The organism is Paenibacillus sp. GD4 (assembly GCF_030846225.1).
GTDB lineage: Bacteria > Bacillota > Bacilli > Paenibacillales > NBRC-103111 > Paenibacillus_G > Paenibacillus_G silviterrae.
This window is the reverse complement of record NZ_JAVCYK010000001.1, coordinates 2286066-2305311: the sequence shown is the minus strand read 5'-3', so window position 1 is coordinate 2305311 and position 19246 is coordinate 2286066. Positions and strand designations below refer to the sequence as shown.

20 protein-coding genes and 1 tRNA gene are annotated in these 19246 nt (G+C 53.1%); all 21 read left to right on the top strand.

The genetic code is table 11. The features are described 5' to 3' along the window. Positions 1–297 precede the first annotated feature (297 nt). Complete coding sequence (gene ispE / locus RAC89_RS10835; RefSeq protein ID WP_306613441.1) at positions 298–1152, top strand: 4-(cytidine 5'-diphospho)-2-C-methyl-D-erythritol kinase; 855 nt, start codon at positions 298–300, stop codon at positions 1150–1152. Between the two features lie 138 nt (positions 1153–1290). Next, positions 1291–2112, top strand: a complete 822-nt coding sequence (gene purR / locus RAC89_RS10830) for a pur operon repressor (protein WP_284642805.1) — start codon at positions 1291–1293, stop codon at positions 2110–2112. Between the two features lie 12 nt (positions 2113–2124). After that, positions 2125–2517, top strand: a complete 393-nt coding sequence (locus tag RAC89_RS10825) for a RidA family protein (RefSeq protein WP_306613439.1) — start codon at positions 2125–2127, stop codon at positions 2515–2517. A 116-nt stretch (positions 2518–2633) separates the two neighbouring features. Beyond that, positions 2634–2918, top strand: a complete 285-nt coding sequence (gene spoVG / locus RAC89_RS10820; RefSeq protein ID WP_018759486.1) for a septation regulator SpoVG — start codon at positions 2634–2636, stop codon at positions 2916–2918. 108 nt (positions 2919–3026) lie between these two features. Continuing rightward, a complete protein-coding gene (gene glmU, locus RAC89_RS10815; protein ID WP_306616084.1) occupies positions 3027–4430 on the top strand; it encodes a bifunctional UDP-N-acetylglucosamine diphosphorylase/glucosamine-1-phosphate N-acetyltransferase GlmU in 1404 nt (467 codons plus the stop codon). A gap of 82 nt (positions 4431–4512) precedes the next feature. After that, positions 4513–5169 carry a 50S ribosomal protein L25 gene (locus RAC89_RS10810; RefSeq protein WP_306613437.1) on the top strand — a complete coding sequence of 219 codons (657 nt, stop codon included), beginning with the start codon at positions 4513–4515 and terminating at the stop codon, positions 5167–5169. Positions 5170–5535: 366 nt separating this feature from the next. Continuing rightward, on the top strand, positions 5536–6099 hold the full coding sequence (gene pth / locus RAC89_RS10805) for an aminoacyl-tRNA hydrolase (protein ID WP_306613436.1): 564 nt from the start codon (positions 5536–5538) through the stop codon (positions 6097–6099). Between the two features lie 88 nt (positions 6100–6187). Further along, a complete protein-coding gene (fin, locus tag RAC89_RS10800) occupies positions 6188–6418 on the top strand; it encodes an anti-sigma-F factor Fin (protein ID WP_284642800.1) in 231 nt (76 codons plus the stop codon). 159 nt (positions 6419–6577) lie between these two features. Further along, complete coding sequence (mfd, locus tag RAC89_RS10795) at positions 6578–10108, top strand: transcription-repair coupling factor (RefSeq protein ID WP_306613435.1); 3531 nt, start codon at positions 6578–6580, stop codon at positions 10106–10108. Continuing rightward, positions 10095–11132 carry a peptidylprolyl isomerase gene (locus tag RAC89_RS10790; RefSeq protein ID WP_284642798.1) on the top strand — a complete coding sequence of 346 codons (1038 nt, stop codon included), beginning with the start codon at positions 10095–10097 and terminating at the stop codon, positions 11130–11132. The genes mfd and RAC89_RS10790 overlap by 14 nt, the downstream gene beginning before the upstream one ends. Before the next feature lie 232 nt (positions 11133–11364). Next, positions 11365–11907 carry a stage V sporulation protein T gene (gene spoVT / locus RAC89_RS10785; RefSeq protein WP_284642797.1) on the top strand — a complete coding sequence of 181 codons (543 nt, stop codon included), beginning with the start codon at positions 11365–11367 and terminating at the stop codon, positions 11905–11907. Between the two features lie 146 nt (positions 11908–12053). Further along, positions 12054–13439 (top strand): polysaccharide biosynthesis protein, encoded by a 1386-nt coding sequence (locus tag RAC89_RS10780; protein WP_306613434.1) that lies wholly within the window; start codon positions 12054–12056, stop codon positions 13437–13439. A gap of 7 nt (positions 13440–13446) precedes the next feature. Next, positions 13447–13707, top strand: coding sequence for a hypothetical protein (locus RAC89_RS10775; RefSeq protein WP_306613432.1), 261 nt, complete (start codon positions 13447–13449; stop codon positions 13705–13707). Between the two features lie 33 nt (positions 13708–13740). Next, the gene (gene yabN / locus RAC89_RS10770) at positions 13741–15333 is read left to right on the top strand and encodes a bifunctional methyltransferase/pyrophosphohydrolase YabN (protein ID WP_306613431.1); all 1593 of its coding nucleotides are present in this window, start codon (positions 13741–13743) and stop codon (positions 15331–15333) included. A gap of 68 nt (positions 15334–15401) precedes the next feature. Next, entirely contained in the window at positions 15402–15674 is a 273-nt protein-coding gene (locus RAC89_RS10765) for an HU family DNA-binding protein (RefSeq protein WP_284642794.1), read from the top strand. A gap of 3 nt (positions 15675–15677) precedes the next feature. Continuing rightward, the gene (locus tag RAC89_RS10760; RefSeq protein WP_284642792.1) at positions 15678–15953 is read left to right on the top strand and encodes an RNA-binding S4 domain-containing protein; all 276 of its coding nucleotides are present in this window, start codon (positions 15678–15680) and stop codon (positions 15951–15953) included. A gap of 959 nt (positions 15954–16912) precedes the next feature. Next, positions 16913–17194 (top strand): sporulation protein YabP, encoded by a 282-nt coding sequence (yabP, locus tag RAC89_RS10755; RefSeq protein WP_284642791.1) that lies wholly within the window; start codon positions 16913–16915, stop codon positions 17192–17194. Beyond that, a complete protein-coding gene (gene yabQ / locus RAC89_RS10750) occupies positions 17191–17778 on the top strand; it encodes a spore cortex biosynthesis protein YabQ (protein WP_306613430.1) in 588 nt (195 codons plus the stop codon). The genes yabP and yabQ overlap by 4 nt, the downstream gene beginning before the upstream one ends. Positions 17779–17791: 13 nt before the next feature. Then, positions 17792–18121 carry an FtsB family cell division protein gene (locus RAC89_RS10745; RefSeq protein ID WP_284642789.1) on the top strand — a complete coding sequence of 110 codons (330 nt, stop codon included), beginning with the start codon at positions 17792–17794 and terminating at the stop codon, positions 18119–18121. A gap of 102 nt (positions 18122–18223) precedes the next feature. Then, on the top strand, positions 18224–18703 hold the full coding sequence (locus tag RAC89_RS10740) for a S1 domain-containing RNA-binding protein (RefSeq protein ID WP_284642787.1): 480 nt from the start codon (positions 18224–18226) through the stop codon (positions 18701–18703). A 168-nt stretch (positions 18704–18871) separates the two neighbouring features. Beyond that, positions 18872–18945, top strand: a tRNA-Met gene (locus RAC89_RS10735). Positions 18946–19246: the final 301 nt, after the last annotated feature.

Below are 19246 nucleotides of genomic sequence, written 5' to 3'. Positions count from 1 at the left end.
TGCCTCCATCGCCGTATGCGCAGCCGCAATCGTTCATTCCGCAGCCGAGACCGCAGCAGGGTGCCGGACAAGCCTTCGGAACACAGCCTTTCACAGGGTACGGCACGATGTATCGCCCGACTTCGGCAGGGCAAGAAGGAAATCCGTACAGACAGTAAAAATCGATAGGAGGAAAAGCTAGAGCGCGCAAGAGGTGGCTTTAGCTTTTTTTGTTGCGCTAAATGGTATAATATAGGGAATATAAACATTTGCCGTAATGAGGCGCAGATTAGACACAGTGCGAAGAAGGTGGCCTGGATGAAAGTATTCGAGAAAGCTCCGGCAAAAATTAATTTGTCATTGGATGTTTTATATAAGCGCGAGGACGGCTACCATGAGGTGGAGATGGTTATGACCATGGTGGACCTGGCCGATCGGATCGAAATGCAGGAGCTGCCGCGGGACACGATTATCATCTCCAGCCAGGCCGGATACATACCGCTGGACGAGAAGAATCTTGCTTTTCAAGCAGCTAGGCTGATTAAGGAACGTTACGAAGTAACGCAGGGAGTCTACATTCATTTGGATAAAAAGATTCCGGTGGCCGCAGGCCTTGCAGGGGGAAGCAGTGATGCAGCTGCCACGCTGAGAGGCTTGAATCGGCTGTGGAAGCTCGGAATCCCGGTGGACGAGCTTCAAAGGCTTGGAGCGGAGCTCGGCTCGGATGTGCCTTTCTGTGTGACCGGGGGGACGGCGGTAGCCAGAGGGCGCGGGGAAAAGCTGGAGCCAATCGAATCGCCTCCGCAATGCTGGGTCGTGTTGGCCAAGCCGCCGATTAATGTGTCCACCTCCGAAATTTACGGAAAGCTGAGGGCAAATGAAATCCGCCGACACCCCTCCACGGCGAACGTGCTCGAAGCGATTCGGTCCAAACGCTTCGACCAGCTCTGCCAAGAGCTTGGCAACGTGCTGGAAGAGGTCACACTGGACCTTTATCCGGAGGTGAAGCAGCTAAAGGATTGCATGATACGGCTTGGAGCGGACGGGGTGCTGATGTCAGGCAGTGGTCCTACGGTGTTCGGCTTGGTCTCCAAGGAGGCCAAGGTGGCGCGGATTTATAACGGATTACGGGGCTTTTGCAAGGATGTTTATGCGGTTCGCCTGCTAACATAACGCTGTGTTATGTTTGTGTTACGTTGATGTGAGACTAATTTTCATGGCTCACTTGAACAAAGGCGTACATGAATGATATATTTTCATTATAATATTCGGAAATTGATAACGATTATGCACACTAACGGGGGTGTACCAATGAAAAAGTTAAAAAGAAGCGCAAGATTGGTCGAGATGACGCAATACTTGCTTTTTCGCCCCCATACCTTAATTCCATTAACGACCTTCGCAGACCGATATAATTCAGCCAAATCCTCTATCAGTGAGGACCTCGCGATCATTAAGGAAGTGTTCGAGGATGAGGGACTTGGAGAGCTGCAAACCTTAGCAGGAGCAGCCGGCGGCGTGAAATTTATTCCGAAAGTGTCGAAGGCGAGCTCGCTGGCCTTCATTCAACAAATTTGCCGTCAGCTGGAACAGCCGGAGCGTATTTTGCCGGGCGGTTACTTGTATATGTCGGATATTATGGGGCAGCCGCTTATTCTTAATGAAGTAGGCCGGATGTTTGCCTCCGTGTTTGCTGCGAAGGACATTGACGTCGTGATGACGGTGGAGACGAAGGGGATTCCGCTTGCTTATGCTACGGCCTCCTTTTTGAACCTGCCGGTTGTCATTGTGCGGCGTGACAATAAGGTAACGGAGGGCTCGGCCGTTAGCATTAACTATGTCTCGGGCTCGAATAAACGAATTCAAACGATGTCTCTTTCCAGACGGGCGCTGAAGGAAGAGTCAAGTGTACTGATCATCGATGATTTTATGCGTGTAGGCGGTACGATTCATGGCATGATGGATCTTCTTCAGGAGTTTAAAGCAACGGTGAAGGGTGTCGGCGTGTTCGTCGAATCGGGAGAAGTCGAGGAGCATTTGGTGGAAAACTACATCTCTCTAGCGAAGCTGTCGGCTGTGGATCCCAAGACGAAGCAAATTTCGGTAGAACCAGGAAACTATTTCACAGAATAGGAGTGAACCCTAATGACATTACACAAAGTTGCAACAGAAGGAGCGCCGGCGGCGATCGGACCTTATTCGCAAGCAATTCGTTTTGGAAATCTGCTGTTCACCTCCGGGCAAATCCCTTTGGGCTTGGACGGACAAGTTATAGAGGGCGGAATAGCAGAGCAAACACATCAGGTATTTCGTAATTTGAAAGCGGTACTCACGGCCGGCGGAGCGGATTTCAAGGATGTTGTGAAGGCTACCGTGTTCATTAAGGATATGAATCAGTTCGGGCAAGTTAATGAAATCTACGCTTCCTATTTCGGAGACCATAAGCCGGCTCGTTCAACAGTGGAAGTAGCGAGACTTCCCAAGGATGTGCTTGTCGAAATAGAGCTTATTGCGGCGGTCACTGTCGAATCCGCGTAAATATATAAAGTATTTATAAAATCGAACGATTTCCAATATTTTGAGCAGGAATTTGCACTAAAATGTGGAATTTATAGCACAAGTCTCTAAGATGGATAATAAGGTGGTGAACACAAGTGCAGATTACTGACGTCAGGCTTCGTAGGGTGAACTCCGAGGGTAGAATGAAAGCCATTGCATCCATTACCATTGATAACGAATTTGTGGTTCACGATATTCGTGTAATCGACGGTAACAACGGTATGTTCGTAGCAATGCCGAGCAAACGTACACCGGATGGCGAATTCCGTGATATCGCCCATCCGATTTCTTCTACAACCCGTGAGAAGATCCAAGCTGCGGTCTTAGCGGAGTACGAGCGGGCCGCTACGGAAGAAGAGGTTATCGAAGAGGGAGCCTAATCGAAACCAAGAGAGAGCCGAACAGGCTCTCTTTTCTTTTTGCCCTATCTCAAGTAAGATAAGGAGTGGGTTTCTACGGAAAGTTTAGAGATGGGGAGTGAAGAGCCGGTGAAATTGTTCGGTATTGTACTGGCGGCAGGTCAAGGAAAACGTATGAAGTCGAAGTTATATAAAGTGCTTCATCCCGTATGCGGCAAACCGATGGTAGGACATGTCGTATCGGCGCTGGAACAGCTCCAGACGTCAAGAACGGTTGTTATTGTCGGTCACGGGGCCGAAGCAGTGAAGGGATATTTGGGAGACCGGGCGGAGTACGCTCTTCAGGCAGAGCAGCTAGGAACGGGCCATGCCGTGCTTCAAGCGAAAGAGCTGCTGGCACGGGAGGAAGGCTTGACGATTGTCATTTGCGGAGATACCCCGCTCGTGTCGGAAGAGACGCTGCGCAGCATGATTCAGCTTCATCAAGAGAAGGGAGCCGCTGCGACCATTCTTACGGCATTGCTGGAGGAGCCTGCGGGCTATGGGCGGATTATCCGCGATGAACGCGGCTTCGTTGCCCGGATCGTGGAGCAGAAGGACTGCTCGGAGCAGGAGCATCTTGTGAAGGAGATCAACACAGGCACCTATGTGTTCGATAACCGTAAGCTGTTCGAGGCGCTTGCTCAAGTGAAGAATGACAATTCGCAGAACGAGTATTACATTACCGATGTGATCGGGATTCTGGTAGCTGCCGGCCACGTGGTGGAGGGCTCGATCCTGAAGGACGAGGTGGAAGCGATCGGCGTCAACGATCGTCTTGCGCTGTCCCAAGCGGAGCAGTTCATGAAGGAGCGCATCAATCGGCGTCATATGCTGAATGGCGTTACCTTCATTGATCCTTCCAGCACCTATATTGAGGCGGATGTACAAATCGGCCCCGATACCGTGCTTCAACCGGGGACGGTGCTGCGAGGTGCGACCGTGATCGGCGAGGACTGCGTCATTGGGCCGCAGACGGAGATCAAGGACAGCCGGATCGGCAACGGCGTCACGATTAAGCACTCGGTGCTGGAAGAAGCGGTAGTCGGTCAAGGCACCGCCGTCGGCCCGTTCGCGTACTTGCGGCCGGGAGCTGATCTTGGCGAAAATGTGAAGATCGGTGACTTCGTAGAGATCAAGAATGCCAAGCTGGCGGACGATGTAAAGGTGTCGCATCTTAGCTACATCGGGGATGCCGTCATCGGTCGCAACGTAAACTTCGGGTGCGGAGCGATCACAGTCAACTATGACGGCTTCAACAAACAGCTGACGGAAGTCGGAGAGGATGCGTTTATCGGCAGCAATGTGAACTTGATTGCTCCGGTGAAGGTGGGACAAGGTGCATATGTGGTGGCGGGGTCCACGATTACGCATGATGTCGAAGCGGGCGACCTGGCGATTGCGCGGGAGCGCCAAGTGAATAAAGCAGGCTACGCGGATAAGCTGAGGGCGAAGTTCGCGGCCAAGAAGAAAGCAAAAACGGAAAAGTCGTAAGCTCGGGTTTTAGAACCTCCTTCATTTGGGCAAAGTAGTAGAAGCTACCTTAAATGGCCTATTCTGAAGGAGGTTTTTCAATATGGCAGTTACTTTACAAGCAGAAGCACGCAATGCCACACCGACGAAGAGTGAACGCAAACAGCTCCGCGCCCAAGGAAAGGTGCCGGCTGTCGTATATGGAAAGAAAGTAACGCAAACATCGATTGCGATCGATCAGAAGGAGCTTCTGGCTCTGCTTCGAACCAGCCCGAATGCAGTCATCGAGATGGATCTGCCTCAGTGGGGCAAGCAGCCGGTGATGATTAACGAGGTGCAGCGTGACCCGATCAGCCGTCAGCTGCTCCATGTCGATTTGCATCAGATCAATATGGATGAGCCGGTGAACACAACGGTCCGCCTGGAGATTGTCGGAGAGCCTGCAGGCGTGCAGGAAGGCGGCATTCTTCAAATTCAAAACCATGAGGTGGACGTGCGCTGTCTGCCGACTCAGATTCCGGCCAGCATCCCGGTTGACGTGTCCGGACTCGCGATCGGCTCCAGCTTTCTGGTCTCCGATCTCGTGCTTCCGGCCGGCATCGAGCTGAAATCTACACCTACCGATGTGATCGCAACCATCCTGGCGCCGCAGAAGGAGCCTGCGGCCGAGCCGGTGGATGACGAACCGGCTGCAGAGAAGGCGGATACGCCTGCGGGTGCCGGAGAAGAGGCGAACGAAGAGGTTAAGGCTGAGGCTTAGTTTTGTGTTTTTGACATTTGCTTAAAGAAGGCTATGGGAAATGCGATTGGGCTCTCCGTTGCTTTTAGCAAAAGTCGATCCCAACCGCATTTCCCTTCGCGGCAAAAGCAAAAAAGCAAAAACACAAAAACTACAGGTATAAGAAGAGACTAAGGCGTCTGCAGGTTTGCAGGTCGCCTTTTCTGCATGGGTGTGTTATTTTGCATAGAATGGGGTAAAGAATGATAAGGATGAAACATGGAAACGCTAGGTAACGATCCTTCATGGGAAGTTTGTGTCGAATTTGGGCTTATCGGGATCAGATGGTATAATAGAGTTGTAGATTGATAGGCTGACGAGGCAGTACCGGAAGGAGCAGGAACGCAAGTGAAATGGTTTGTAGGGCTTGGCAATCCGGGCAAGCAGTACGAAACGACGCGCCATAATATCGGTTTCATGGCGGTTGACCGGTTTGCAGAGAAGCATGGCATTAAGGTTACGCAAAATAAATGCAAGGGCTTGCTCGGTGAAGGGCATGTAGCGGGGGAGAAGGTATACCTTCTGAAGCCGATGACATACATGAATTTATCCGGCGAGTCGATGCGGGCGTTCATGGACTTCTACAAAGCCTCAATCGAGGACTTGGTGGTCATCTATGACGATATGGACACGGCCTTCGGAAGCATTCGCTTGCGCTATCAAGGCAGTGCCGGAGGGCATAACGGGATCAAGTCGACCATTCAGCATCTCGGCACGCAGTCCTTTAACCGGATCCGCATGGGGATTTCCCGTCCGGCCATTCCCGGCTATGATATCGCGGATTATGTATTGAGCCAGTTTACGAAGGAAGAGAAGCAGGGGATGTCACAGGTGCTCGATACGACTTGTGACGCTATGGAATTTGCTCTGCAGCATTCCTTTGAGAAGACGATGGCGAAATTTAACGGTTAGCTGGGGCAGGCAGGCTAATTTTCTCCCGAATTGGTCATAATGAGTAAAAGCGATTGCTGAATTCATTAGTTCGGAGGAGGAACAGCCTGTGTCCGTGAAATACACTTGCCGTCATTGCCAAACGTCGATTGGAGAGATCCAGCAGGATGGGGTTAGCGAGTACCAGCTCGGCTTTCATTTCTTGACCCCTGAAGAGCGGAGAGATATAATATCGTATGACCCGAATGGGGATGTCACCGTCAAAGTGGTTTGTGATTACTGCAAGGAAGCGCTGGAAGCCAATCCGGAGCTGATGCTGCTGGGAAGTCCTCTGCAATAGCCGGAGGAAGGCAGCGCTGCAGTATTTTCTTTCCTAGTAAAACGGCCTGGGCGAACTCGCTCTAGGCTTTTTACGTGTTAGGTACATGTATATAGGAAGCACCTAAACATCGAGATAGAATGAACTTGCATGGTTTACGTGGTGAGAGGGGTGTCTTGTTTGCAAGCTTTAATCCAGGCGTTCTCGGCTGATACGGATTTCCGCAGTGTGGTGGAAGGAGTCCGGGCAGGCATGCGGGAACAGTTGATCGCCGGACTGTCCGGATCCTCACGGCAGGTCATGCTCGCAGCCCTGCAGCAGGAGCTGCAGCAGCCGCTGTTTATCGTAACGCACAATTTATTCGCCGCACAAAAAATGTTCGAGGATCTCGTCGAGCTCGTCCCGCGGGAGCAAGTGCTGCTCTTCCCGGCCCAGGAGCTGCTGGCCGCCGAAGCGGCGATAGCAAGCCCCGAGCTGCTGGCTCGCCGGATTGATGCGCTGACGAAACTCGCGGACGGCTTCCGCGGCATCGTGGTGGCGCCTTATGCCGGTATGCGCCGTATTCTGCCGCATCGGGAATCCATCGCAGCAGCCAAGGTCGAGATTAAGACAGGCGACTCCCTTCAGCTGGAGGAGCTGGTGCACCGATTGGTGGAGCTCGGGTACGAGCGCGTGGAGCGGGTAGAGAACAAAGGGGAGCTAAGCGTGCGAGGAGGAATCATCGACGTATTCCCGCTAACCTCGCCGAACCCCTATCGGATCGAGCTGTTCGATATCGAAGTGGATTCCATACGTTCCTTTGATGCGGCGGATCAGCGCTCTATCGAGAAATTCGAGGAGCTGGTGCTTACGCCGTGCCGCGAGATCGTGGCTGACCGTAACCGTTTACAATCGGCGGCTCAGCATGCTTATGAGCTTCTTCAGCAGCAGCTGGAGAAGATGACGGACCGCACGGTGAAGGACAGACTGCTCGAAGGCATGGGTCATGAAATCGAAATGCTGCGCCAGGGCCAAACGTTCCAAGGCATATTCAAATACGTATCGCTGCTGTATCCGGAACGGCAAACGCTGCTGGATTACATGCCGAAGGATACGGTGCTGCTCCTGGATGAGCCGTCCCGATTGCTGGAGACTGCCAAGCAGCTGGAGAAAGATGAAGCGGAATGGATGACCATGTCGCTCCAAGACGGCAAGTGTCTGCCGTCGCTCGTTCTCTCCAAGCCGTATGAGTCGCTGCTGCATCGTAAGCCGTACCCAACGCTTTACATGTCGATCTTCCTGCGGCAGGTACCGCAAACGCAGCCGCAGAACATCGTGAATTTGACGACAAGGGCGATGCAAAATTTCCACGGGCAGATGAACCTGCTTAAGACGGAGATGGAGCGCTGGAAGAAGGCCGGTACAAAGGTCATCATCCTCGGCAGTGACGAGGAGCGGGCGGACCGGATCCGGCGGGTGCTGAACGATTATCAGATCGAGCCACCGCTTATTGTGGAGGGCAACCTGCAAACCGGCTTCGAGCTGCCGAGCGTCCATTTGGTTGTAATCACCGAAGGGGAAATCTTTACCCAGAAGCAGCGGAAGGCACGCAAGGTCGAGAAGAAGATCGAGAACGCGGAGCGCATCAAAAATTATCAGGAGCTGAAGGTCGGCGACTATGTGGTGCACGTCAACCACGGCATAGGGAAGTTCGTCGGCATCGGCACGTTAGAAATCAACGGCATTCATAAGGATTATTTGCACATTATGTACGCCGGCGGCGACAAGCTGTCGGTGCCGATCGAGCAGATCGATCAAATTCAGAAGTACGTCGGCGCCGAGGAAGGCAAGGAGCCGAAGATTTATAAGCTGGGCGGCACGGATTGGAACCGGGTTAAGAGTAAAGCGCGCTCGGCGGTGCAAGACATCGCAGATGATCTCATTAAGCTGTATGCGGAACGCGAGGCCACCGTCGGTTATGCCTTCTCGCCCGATAACAATTACCAGCAGGAATTCGAAAGCATGTTCCCGTACGAGGAAACGACGGATCAGCTGCGAGCGATAGTGGAGATCAAGAAGGACATGGAGCGTCCGCGCCCGATGGACCGCCTGCTCTGCGGTGACGTAGGCTATGGTAAAACGGAGGTGGCGATCCGTGCGGCCTTCAAGTCGGCTATCGACGGCAAGCAGGTTGCGGTACTGGTTCCGACCACCATTCTAGCCCAGCAGCATTACGAGACGTTCCGCGAGCGATTCTCGGGGTATCCTTTCAACATTCAAGTGCTGAGCCGTTTCCGTTCCAAGAAGGAGCAAACGGAGACGATGAAAGGGGTCAAGAACGGTACGGTTGACGTTGTGATCGGAACGCACCGGCTGCTTTCGGCGGATGTGAAGTTCAAAGATCTAGGCCTGCTGATCGTGGACGAGGAGCAGCGCTTTGGCGTTTCCCACAAAGAGAAGCTGAAACGGTTTAAGACCAATGTGGACGTGCTGACGCTGACAGCAACGCCGATTCCGCGTACCCTGCACATGTCCATGCTGGGGGTTCGCGACCTGTCGGTCATTGAGACGCCGCCGGAGAATCGATTCCCTGTGCAGACGTATGTGCTGGAGCACAGCTTCGCTTTGGTGCGCGAGGCGATCGAGCGCGAGCTGGCGCGGGAGGGCCAAGTGTTTTACCTGTACAACCGGGTTCAAGGCATTCACCAGATGGCGGAGCAAATCTCCATGCTTGTTCCGGATGCGAGGGTTGCGGTAGCTCACGGGCAGATGGGCGAGCAGGAGCTGGAGAAGGTCATTCTCGATTTTCTCGACGGGGAGTTCGATGTGCTGGTCAGCACCAGTATTATTGAAACCGGCGTAGATATCCCGAATGTCAACACACTGATCGTCCATGACGCCGACAAAATGGGGCTGTCCCAGCTGTATCAGCTGCGCGGCCGCGTAGGTCGCTCCAATCGTGTAGCGTACGCTTACTTCACGTACCAGCGCGACAAGGTGCTCACAGAGGTAGCGGAAAAGCGTCTGCAGGCGATAAAAGAGTTTACAGAACTTGGATCAGGGTTTAAAATTGCCATGAGAGACTTGTCCATCCGCGGAGCCGGCAATTTGCTCGGTGCTGAGCAGCACGGCTTTATCGCTTCGGTCGGCTTCGACCTTTACTCGCAGATGCTTGCAGAGGAAATCAAGAAGCGGAAGCGGGAGCTCGAGCTTGGCGGCGAAGCCGTTCATGAGGAAAAGGCCTGGTCGACGCAAATTGATATCCCGATCGATGCATACATCCCGGGAGATTATATTTATGACAGCGTCCAGAAGATCGAGATTTACAAGAAGGTCGCAGCGACTAAGTCATTGGAAGAAATTGCAGAGCTGCATGATGAGCTCGTCGATCGGTTTGGCGATTTGCCTCAGGCGGTGTTCAACCTCCTGACGGTAGCTAAGCTTCGTGTATACGGCAGCGAGTACGCGATTGAGACGATTTCGCAAAAAGGAGCGGATTACGAGCTTCGCATTCATCCAAGCCAGAACGGTAATTTGGACGGACAGAAGCTGTTCCAGCTCGCCGGAGAGTTTGAGAATCGGGTCAAGCTCATTTCAGGCCCTCAAATTATTATCGAACTGAAAGGCAAGGGTCTGAAGCCAGAACAAACCATCGAATTACTCGAAAGGTTTCTGGTACAATACAAGCGTGCGCTGAAATCGAAGGGAGAGCTGCAGAATGTGGCCAAGTAAAAATAAAAAGGTAGCTAAGGGGCTTACCGCCCTGATGGCTGTAGTACTAACGTTTGCTGTAGCAACGGGCTGCGGAAAGAAAGATGAACAGGCGGCGGCTCCGGGTCAGCCGGGCGAAGTCGTCGTAACTTACAAGGATGGCGGACAGGTTACCCGCGCCGAATTTGATAAGTTTTTGGGGATCAACACTTTCTTCTATAAAGATTACGCTCAATTTAAGGAAGACCCTGCGTTTCAGCAGGATATGATGAAGCAGCTCGTTACCTTCAAGGTGCTGTCTTCCCGTGCCGATGATAAGGCGAAAGCGGAAGCCGATAAGAAGACCAAGGAGCAAATGGAGCAGATAAAAACGTTCCTCGACATGCAGGGCGGCATGGACCAGCAGTTGAAGGATGCCAGCCTCACGAAGGAAGACGTGGAGCAGTTCATACTGCGCAGCAATCAGGCCATTGTCTCCATTGAGAGCAAGGTAACGGATCAGCAAATGCAGGATTCCTACAAGAAGCGGCTCGAACAGGATAAAAATGCTTATGATGTAGCGACTGTGAGCCATATTCTGATCGGTACCTCGGATCCGGCTACGGGCCAGGAGAAGCGTACGAAGGAAGAAGCGCTGAAAATTGCGAAGGAAGTACAGGATAAGCTGAAGAAGGGCGGCGACTTCGCTGCGCTGGCCAAGGAGTACTCCGAGGATCCGGGCTCTAAGGATCAGGGCGGCAAGTACGAGAACGTCGAGATTTCCCAATGGGTACCGGCGTTTAAGAAAGCAGCTGCCGAGCTGCCGCTGAATACGGTTAGCGAACCTGTAGAAACGGAGTACGGCTACCACGTGATGAAGGTAGAGTCCCGCAAGACGAAGACGTTCGATGAGGTCAAAGACTCTTTGCGTTCGGAAGCGGCGGAAACGACTGTATACGACTTTGTCGAGAAGGAATTGCCTACGCTTATCGAGAAAAACAACCTGCCGAAGCCGGAGGACAAGCCGGCTACACCGGCTACACCGGCTCCTGCTCAGCAGAAGTAATTACCAAGGCACCCGTTACCGGGTGCCTTGTTTTGTTTTCTTTTTTTTGGACATAATGTAAACAGCGGCGGCAAGTACATAGACCCCAGCGGACACACCGCCCGCTAAGGCAGTACATGCATAAGTTATTGGGAATCGAAGAATACTATGGTTAGTCGAATTCCCTCCATTTGTATACAATGGTTTATCCAGTCGTATCAAACTCTTCAAGGAAAGTGAGGCATCTAGAATTATGAAAGCAACTGGAATCGTTCGTCGTATCGACGATCTTGGCAGGGTCGTAATTCCAAAAGAAATTCGCCGCACACTGCGCATTCGTGAAGGGGATCCGCTTGAAATCTTCGTGGATCGCGATGGAGAAGTGATTCTGAAGAAGTACTCGCCCATCGGGGAGTTGGGGGATTTTGCTAAGGAGTATGCCGAGTCTTTATATGAAAGCACGAACCACATTACGATGATTTCGGACCGGGACACCATTATTGCAATCGCCGGCGGTTCGAAGAAGGATTTCTTGGAAAAACAAATTGGCGCAATCGTCGAGCAGTGCATGGAAAACCGCAAAGCCTCCTTGGAGAGCGGAGCGGGTACTTACGAAATCATTAAGGATGTTAACGAAAACTACAGCTCGTACGTAGTGGCACCGATCGTCGCCGGCGGAGACCCGATTGGATCGGTTATTCTTGTCAACAAAGACGAGAATGTGAAGATGGGGCAAATGGAATTGAAGATGGCCGAGACCGCTGCCGGTTTCTTGGCCAAGCAGATGGAACAATAATGCGACTAAGGGCTTCCTGAATCGATTCCTTTCGCGGGACGAGGTTCGGGAAGCTTTTTTGTGTTTGGGAAATGAGGCGGGCTTGGGGTATAATGAGGCGTTGAAGTAGTGGAAACTAGCGATGCGGAACGCAAAGGGGAAGCGGGATGGAGAGAAGGACGAAGGGGACTCAGCCTGGAGAGACCTTGTTAAAAGGCGCGGCAGTGCTGGGTCTGGCGGCGGTAGCCTCCAAGCTGATCGGAACGCTGCAGAAAATACCGCTGCAAAATATTGCCGGGGATGAAGTGTTTGGCATTTATAATGCCGTGTATCCTCTATACATATTGATTTTATTTATGGCAACGGCCGGATTTCCCCTGGTCGTTGCGAAATTCGTCGCCGATTATGCAGCGGAGGCAAGGTATGGGGAAGCCAGACGGGTACTCAAAGTATCCTTGGTCATGCTGTCGGTCACCGGTTTGGCGGGCTTCGCGGGCTTATACTGGGGAGCGGACCGGATTGCCGGATGGATTGGCGTACCTCAGACGGCGCTCGCCATTCGCAGCGTCTCCTTCGCTCTCTTGCTGGTGCCGTTGCTTTCGGCTCTTCGCGGGTATTATCAAGGCTTCCATGACATGGTGCCGACCGCTTGGTCGCAGGTAGTGGAGCAAACGGTAAGAGTCGCGGCGATGTTCGGGCTTCTGCTCTGGTTTATGCATGCAGGGTATGGGCCGGAGTGGATCGCCGCAGGCGCGACCTTCGGCTCGGTAGCCGGTGGGGTCGGCGGGCTGTTAGTGCTGCTATGGCTGTGGCGCCGGAGCCCTAGGGGAATGGGGGAGCGGGGGGGAGCAAGGCTGCCCTGGAAGGAGCAGCGCCGGCTCGATGTCCGGCTGCTGGGGAGGCTTGTGCTGTATGCCATCCCAATCTGCTTAGGCTCGATTGCGCTCCCCGTATTGACCTTGGTCGATTCCTTTTTGGTTCCGAGAGTGCTGATTCATAGCGGTCTGAGCGAGATGGAGGCGTTATATCAATTCGGTCTTTATAACCATGGGATCCCGCTGGTCAGCCTGGCCGCCATGATTGCCTCCTCCTTGACCGGAGCCTTGGTGCCGGCCATTGCGGAGGCCAAGCGGCGCGGGGATGCTTTGGCGGTCCGGCAGCGTACGGCCATGTCGCTGAAGGTGACGTGGCTCATCGGTTTGGGGGCTTCCGTCGGGCTTGCCATGCTGGCGGAGCCTATGAACATCATGTTCTACGAGGGACCCGAAGGAACGACGGCGATGGTGATCCTGTCGTTCACCGCGGTTTTCTCGGTGATGCATATTATCGCCGGCAGCGTGCTGCAGGGCTTCGGCGCCATCGTGGCGCCGGCGGTGTACCTGCTGCTCGCCGCAGGCGTCAAGATCGCCGCGGGCCTCGCCCTCGTGCCGCGCTACGGCATCGACGGCGCCGCTGTCGCCGCCGTCGCCGCCTACGCGCTCGCGGGCACGCTCGCGCTCGCGCACGCGCGCGCGCCACCGGCGTCCCGGCCGCGGGCGGCCTCACGGCCATGAAGCCGGCTTGCTCGGCATCGGCTTCATGGCGCTCGGCCTGCTGGCCGTGACGCACGGCGCAGCGCCGCTGCTCGCGCGGCTTCCCGCGGCCCTGCCCGGGCGGGCCGTGGCCACGGTCACCACGCTCGGCGGCGTCGCCGTGGGGGCGCTCGCGTATGCGCTCGCCCTACTGAAGCTCGGCGTCATAACGGCCGCCGAGCTTCAGCTCATTCCGCAGCTGGCGGGGAAGCCCCTCGCCCTGCTGCGCAAATTGAAGCTGCTGCGCTAAGGCGGCAGCAGCAAACCAAGGAGGCGATTGCCTATGTCTACCCAGCAACCGCAAATTACGGTCGTCGGCCTCGGTACCGGCGACGAAAGCCAGCTTACGCTCGGCGTCCTGAGCGTGCTGATCAGCGCCGGTCAGCGGTCCGGCACCATCTGGCTGCGCACCCGGGAGCATCCCGTGGTGGCGATGTTCGAGCGGATGCGGATTCCCATCGCATCCTTCGACAAGGTTTACGAAGCGCATGACCGCTTCGAGGAGGTCTACGAGGCCATTGCGGATGCGCTGATCCGCAAGGCAAAGGAGCCTGCCGGCCTGCAAGCCGAGATTGTGCCGAACCCGGCAGCGGAGGCGCTGTCCGCCTATTTGCCTGCCGATGCCGGTACCTCCGGCATCGTGTACGCCGTCCCGGGTCATCCCATGGTGGCGGAACGGACGGTACAGCTGCTCAAAGAGCGCTGCCCTCAGGAAGGCGTAGCCCTCACGATCTTGGGAGGCGAAAGCTTCCTCGATCAAGCGTTCGTACGCCTGGGGCTGGACCCCATCGAAGGGTTCCAGCTATTGGACGCAACCTCGCTGTCGGCGTACACGCTCAATCCGCTTTTACATACGATCATCGGGCAGGTGTACGATACGCTGACGGCTTCAGATCTGAAGCTTACGTTAATGGAGCTGTACCCGGACGACTATGTTGTGACGGTCGGACATGCTCTCGGTGTGCCGGGACAAGAGGAAATTTACGAAGTGCCGTTATATGAGCTCGATCGGGTGAAGGGCTACGGTAACCTGTCGCTAGTCTGGGTTCCTCGAACAGAGCAGGATGCTGTGCGCAACCGGACGTTCGCCCGTTTGCATGAAATCGTTGAGATTCTCCGCAGTCCCGAGGGCTGTCCTTGGGATCGGGAGCAAACGCACCAATCCATTCGTAAAAATCTCATAGAGGAAGCTTACGAGGTCATTGAAACGATTGACGAAGAGGATCCGGATCATATGTGCGAGGAGCTCGGCGATCTCATGCTGCAGATCATGCTGCACAGCCAGATGGAGGCCGAGGAAGGCGTATTCTCGGTATTTGATGTCATTGCAGGCCTGAATGAGAAGCTGATTCGCCGTCATCCTCACGTATTTGGGGAGACGCAGGCGGAGGACGCTGAAGAGGCTCTCGTGAACTGGCAGGCGATTAAGGAAGAAGAAAAACGCAACAAGGGGATCGATCCGAAGGAGCAGTCCGTTCTGGACGGCGTTCCGCGCGAGCTGCCGGGACTGATGCGGGCGTACAAGCTTCAGAAGAAGGCGGCCGAGGTCGGCTTCGATTGGAGCACGCTGGAGGAGGTGCTGCCTGTTGTCGAATCCGAGCTGCAGGAAGTGAAGGATGCGATCGCGCACCAGACGAAGGCAGAGCAGAAGGAGGAGCTTGGCGATCTGTTTTTTGCCGTAGTGAACCTTGCGCGGTTCTTGAAGGTAGAGCCGGAGGAAGCGATGGCTGAGGCCAACCGCAAGTTTTTGACCCGCTTTCAATATATCGAGCAGCAGCTGCGTTTAAAGGGCAAATCTTTTGACCAGACTGATTTATCAGAAATGGAGTCTTTGTGGCAGCAGGCAAAAAAAAATCAGATAAATCGACAAGACTAGCAGGAATTTCCTGAGTCGCAAAGAATACATAGGGTAAGCGCCATATTTAGAGGAGGATATCGAAGAACATGAACAAAACAGATTTGGTCAACAGCATTGCTGAAAAAAGCGGCTTAACTAAAAAAGATGTAGAATCCGTATTGAACAGCTTCCTGGGCGAAGTTACCGACGCGCTGGCGAACGGTGACAAAGTACAACTGATCGGCTTCGGTACATTCGAAACTCGCAAGCGTTCCGGACGTGTAGGACGCAACCCGCAAACAGGCAAAGAAATTTCCATTCCTGAATCCAAGGTTCCGGCATTCAAGGCTGGCAACAAGCTTAAAGAAGCGGTTAAGTAAGGAATGCGTTTAGATAAGTTTCTGAAGCTGTCCCGGCTTATTAAGCGCCGCACGGTGGCGAAGGACGTGTCCGATCAGGGCCGTGTCTGGATCAACGGACGGGACGCCAAGCCCAGCAGCACGGTGAAGGTCGGGGACGAGCTGACGATTCAGTTCGGCCAGAAGAACGTCACCGTCCGCGTAGAGCTTCTGTCGGAGTCGACCCGCAAGGAAGATGCGGCGAAGATGTACACCCTGCTGAAGGAAGAAATGCATAAGAAGGATGACTGGTCCTTGTGACCGGTCCTAGGAGACCGAGCATATGCTCGGTCTCTTTTTATTTGATATGTAAGATGCTCTTTGAAGCGCGAAGCGAACAAAGAACAACATGCGGGAATATCAAAAAAGGCTTTCTTTTTAGCCACGAAAGCATTTCTGTGAAAGGGCTTCGCCAGTAAGTTGAAGATTACCCACTCCTGCCCTTGCTCAAAGACCGTCACGTGTTGGCAAGGAATGAAAAGCTGCTATAGTGCAGAAATCTACGATCCCAAGCGAAGTTCAGAACGGGATTTGTGAGAATAGGCATCTTTAAGAGAGAGCAATGGCTGAGAACGTTATAATTGGCCCAAGAATGTTGTATATACGCAGAAATCCTCTTGTATTTGATTAGTTAGCATTAAAAAAGTTGCATATTCGCAGAATTATGCTAGTTCAAAGATGAGCAGGCCGCGAGCGGTTGCCCCAAACCTATCCCTCCCCATGCACCAGAAGTAGGAAGTCTTTAAAAAAACGTCCGGGCCGGAGGTTTTCTTTTAATATCAGAAATTATAAATTATAAGTTTTGAGCGGAGCCCCAGTAATCTGACGTTTCAAGAAAAGCTTCCTCTTGGCCATGAATGCACTTCTGTGAACGGGCTTCGATAGAAGTTTTTCTTATATTGCCTCGCAAACCCTGCCCCTCCATGTTTGCATTGCAACGAACTGCTGATACTTGGTTCTAAACTCGGACTTGCCCCATATATTTTTACTAAACAAGCTATGCTTGGTTTGGTCTTGAGCCTATTGAGCGCAAGCGTAGAGTCGTGCAGAACACCGTAGAGTTTACGCGCCGCCTTTGAAATCAGGTTCTAACCGCAGTGCGGTTGTTGAGAGAGAAGCTGATTTCAAGAGCGGCAGGAGGGGCTCACGACTCGGGGCTTCCAAGTGAATAGATTCTGTCGCACCAAACCAAGCAAAGCGTATCAAGGAGGCCTCATCCCATGCCAGAGCCGGGCAAAGTCAAACGTCAAGAAATCAAAATGCTCAACCGTAAGCTGCTCGAAGTATCCGGTGTACTCAATGTAGAGAGCTTCGACAGCGAAGAATTTCTCCTCGAGACCGAATGCGGCTTTCTCATGATCCGGGGGCAGAACTTACATATCAAAAACCTAAGCCTTGACCAAGGCTTGGTGGCCATCGAGGGGTATGTCAATGAGCTGGCCTATCTCGACACAAACTCCCAAGGCAAGCCCAAGGGATTTCTGGGTAAGCTGTTTAAGTGACCCTGGATGTCCAATTCCTGACGCTCGGGTCCATGTTCTCGGGGGGGCTTGTGCTGGGAACGCTATACGACCTGTACCGGGTACTGGCCGGCCAGCTGAAAGTACCCTTATGGCTCAAAGCGCCCCTTGACCTCCTGTATTGGATGATCGGTACCGTAGTCGTCTTTTACCTGCTTTATGAAAGCAATCAGGGAGAAGTCCGGCCGTTTGTTTTTCTAGCCATCGGAATTGGGATTTGCTTCTATTTCGGGCTGCTGAGCCGTATCATCATCCGCATCTTCCTTTGGCTGATCCGTGCGGTTATCTCCACTTACCGTTTTATCCTTCGCATGATCGACTTGTTGATTGTGACGCCAATTGTATGGTTATACAGGGTATTTGTGATCTTTTTAGGATTTTTATCCGCGATGGCTATTTTCCTGTATAAAGTTGTGTTACAATTGCTTTATCCTGCGTGGAAATTGCTGTTATGGCTTGTACGCCCGTTGTGGCGTGCGCTGAGAGGCATACCTGTACCCGCATGGATGAAGAGAACCGGTCATGCTTTCTCAGCCTTATGGGGTTGGCTTTTTGACCGTAAGTAGGAGGATTCGATCGTTGCAAGCAACTTCAAAGTCAATCCAGGCGGATATGCAGAGCAAAGGATCAGGTCGAAGAAAGCGGATTCTCCTGATCGGGCTTGCTTGTTTTTTCAGCTGGGCCGGCATTACCCTGTGGAATCAGCACGGGAAAATCGGCGAACGGAGCATGAAGGTAAGCGCACTCGATCAGAAGCTGTCTGAAGTTCAAAAGGTAAACTCCGATTTGAACCGGGATATTCAGCGACTCAATGACCGCGAATACCTCGAGCAGATCATCCAGAGGGATATGAACTACGTGAAGGAGAACCAGATTCTCTTCCATCAGGTCAAGCCTCAGAAGAAGTAGGGCGTGCACCAGTTGACCGCTTTACTTTCGTAAGTTATAATCGGCATTAGCCGGAAACTGGCTTCTTTTTCTCAATTATTTAAGGGAGGAACATTTTACTTTATGGCAATTGAAGTGGGCAGCAAGCTGCAAGGCAAAGTCACAGGGATTACTCACTTTGGGGCGTTTGTTGAGCTTTCTGAGGGGGTTACAGGCCTTGTGCACATCTCGGAGATCGCAGATAATTACGTCAAGGATGTAAACGATCATCTGAAGCTGAACGACATCGTCACTGTCAAAGTGATTAATGTGGACAAAGACGGCAAAATCGGATTATCGATCAAGCAAGCGGTGGATAAGCCGGTGGATGCAGCTCCAACTAGACCTGCTCGTTTCGAACGTCAAGGCGGCGGCGGGGATCGCGGCGGTTTTAACCGTGGCGGAGATCGTGGCGGCCGTGGCGGTGGTAGACCTCCCGGACCGAAGTCAGTTACGTTCGAAGATAAGATGGCCCGTTTCCTAAAGGATAGCGAAGACCGTATTTCTTCTCTGAAGAAGAACACAGAGGGCAAACGTGGTGGACGCGGCGCTCGTCGTGACTAATAGATGGAAGATCGGAAGCCGTTTCGCTTACTGCGGGCGGCTTTTTTTATAACATCAGAATTTATAAGTTTTGAGCGAAGCTCAATGATTCTGATGTTTCAAGAAAAGCTACCTTTCCAGAGGACTCTTGACAGGCACTCCAGCCTATTATATACTCATGTTTGTCTTGGCGGCGTAGCTCAGCTGGCTAGAGCGTACGGTTCATACCCGTAAGGTCGGGGGTTCGATCCCCTCTGCCGCTATACGAAAGACCCTATCCTGCGAGTTCCTTCGCGGATAGGGTCTTCTTTTGTTGTCTTTCCGCCCTCGCATCTTGTCGCAGCGCTCGGCAGAAGACTTCTTTTGTCGTATCGTTACTCCGTGCCCTCCGAATCGACAGGTTGTAACGGAATCAGTGCCGTTCTGCGAAGACTTATACACAAACATACGTTCCGATAAAGGTTTCAAGCTGCTTTGTGGTACCGCTTACAACGTCCGGCCTGACTGCGCTCCACACATTTCGCACACCGAACCGATTTTGTCGGAAAAAACTTTGGAACCGCC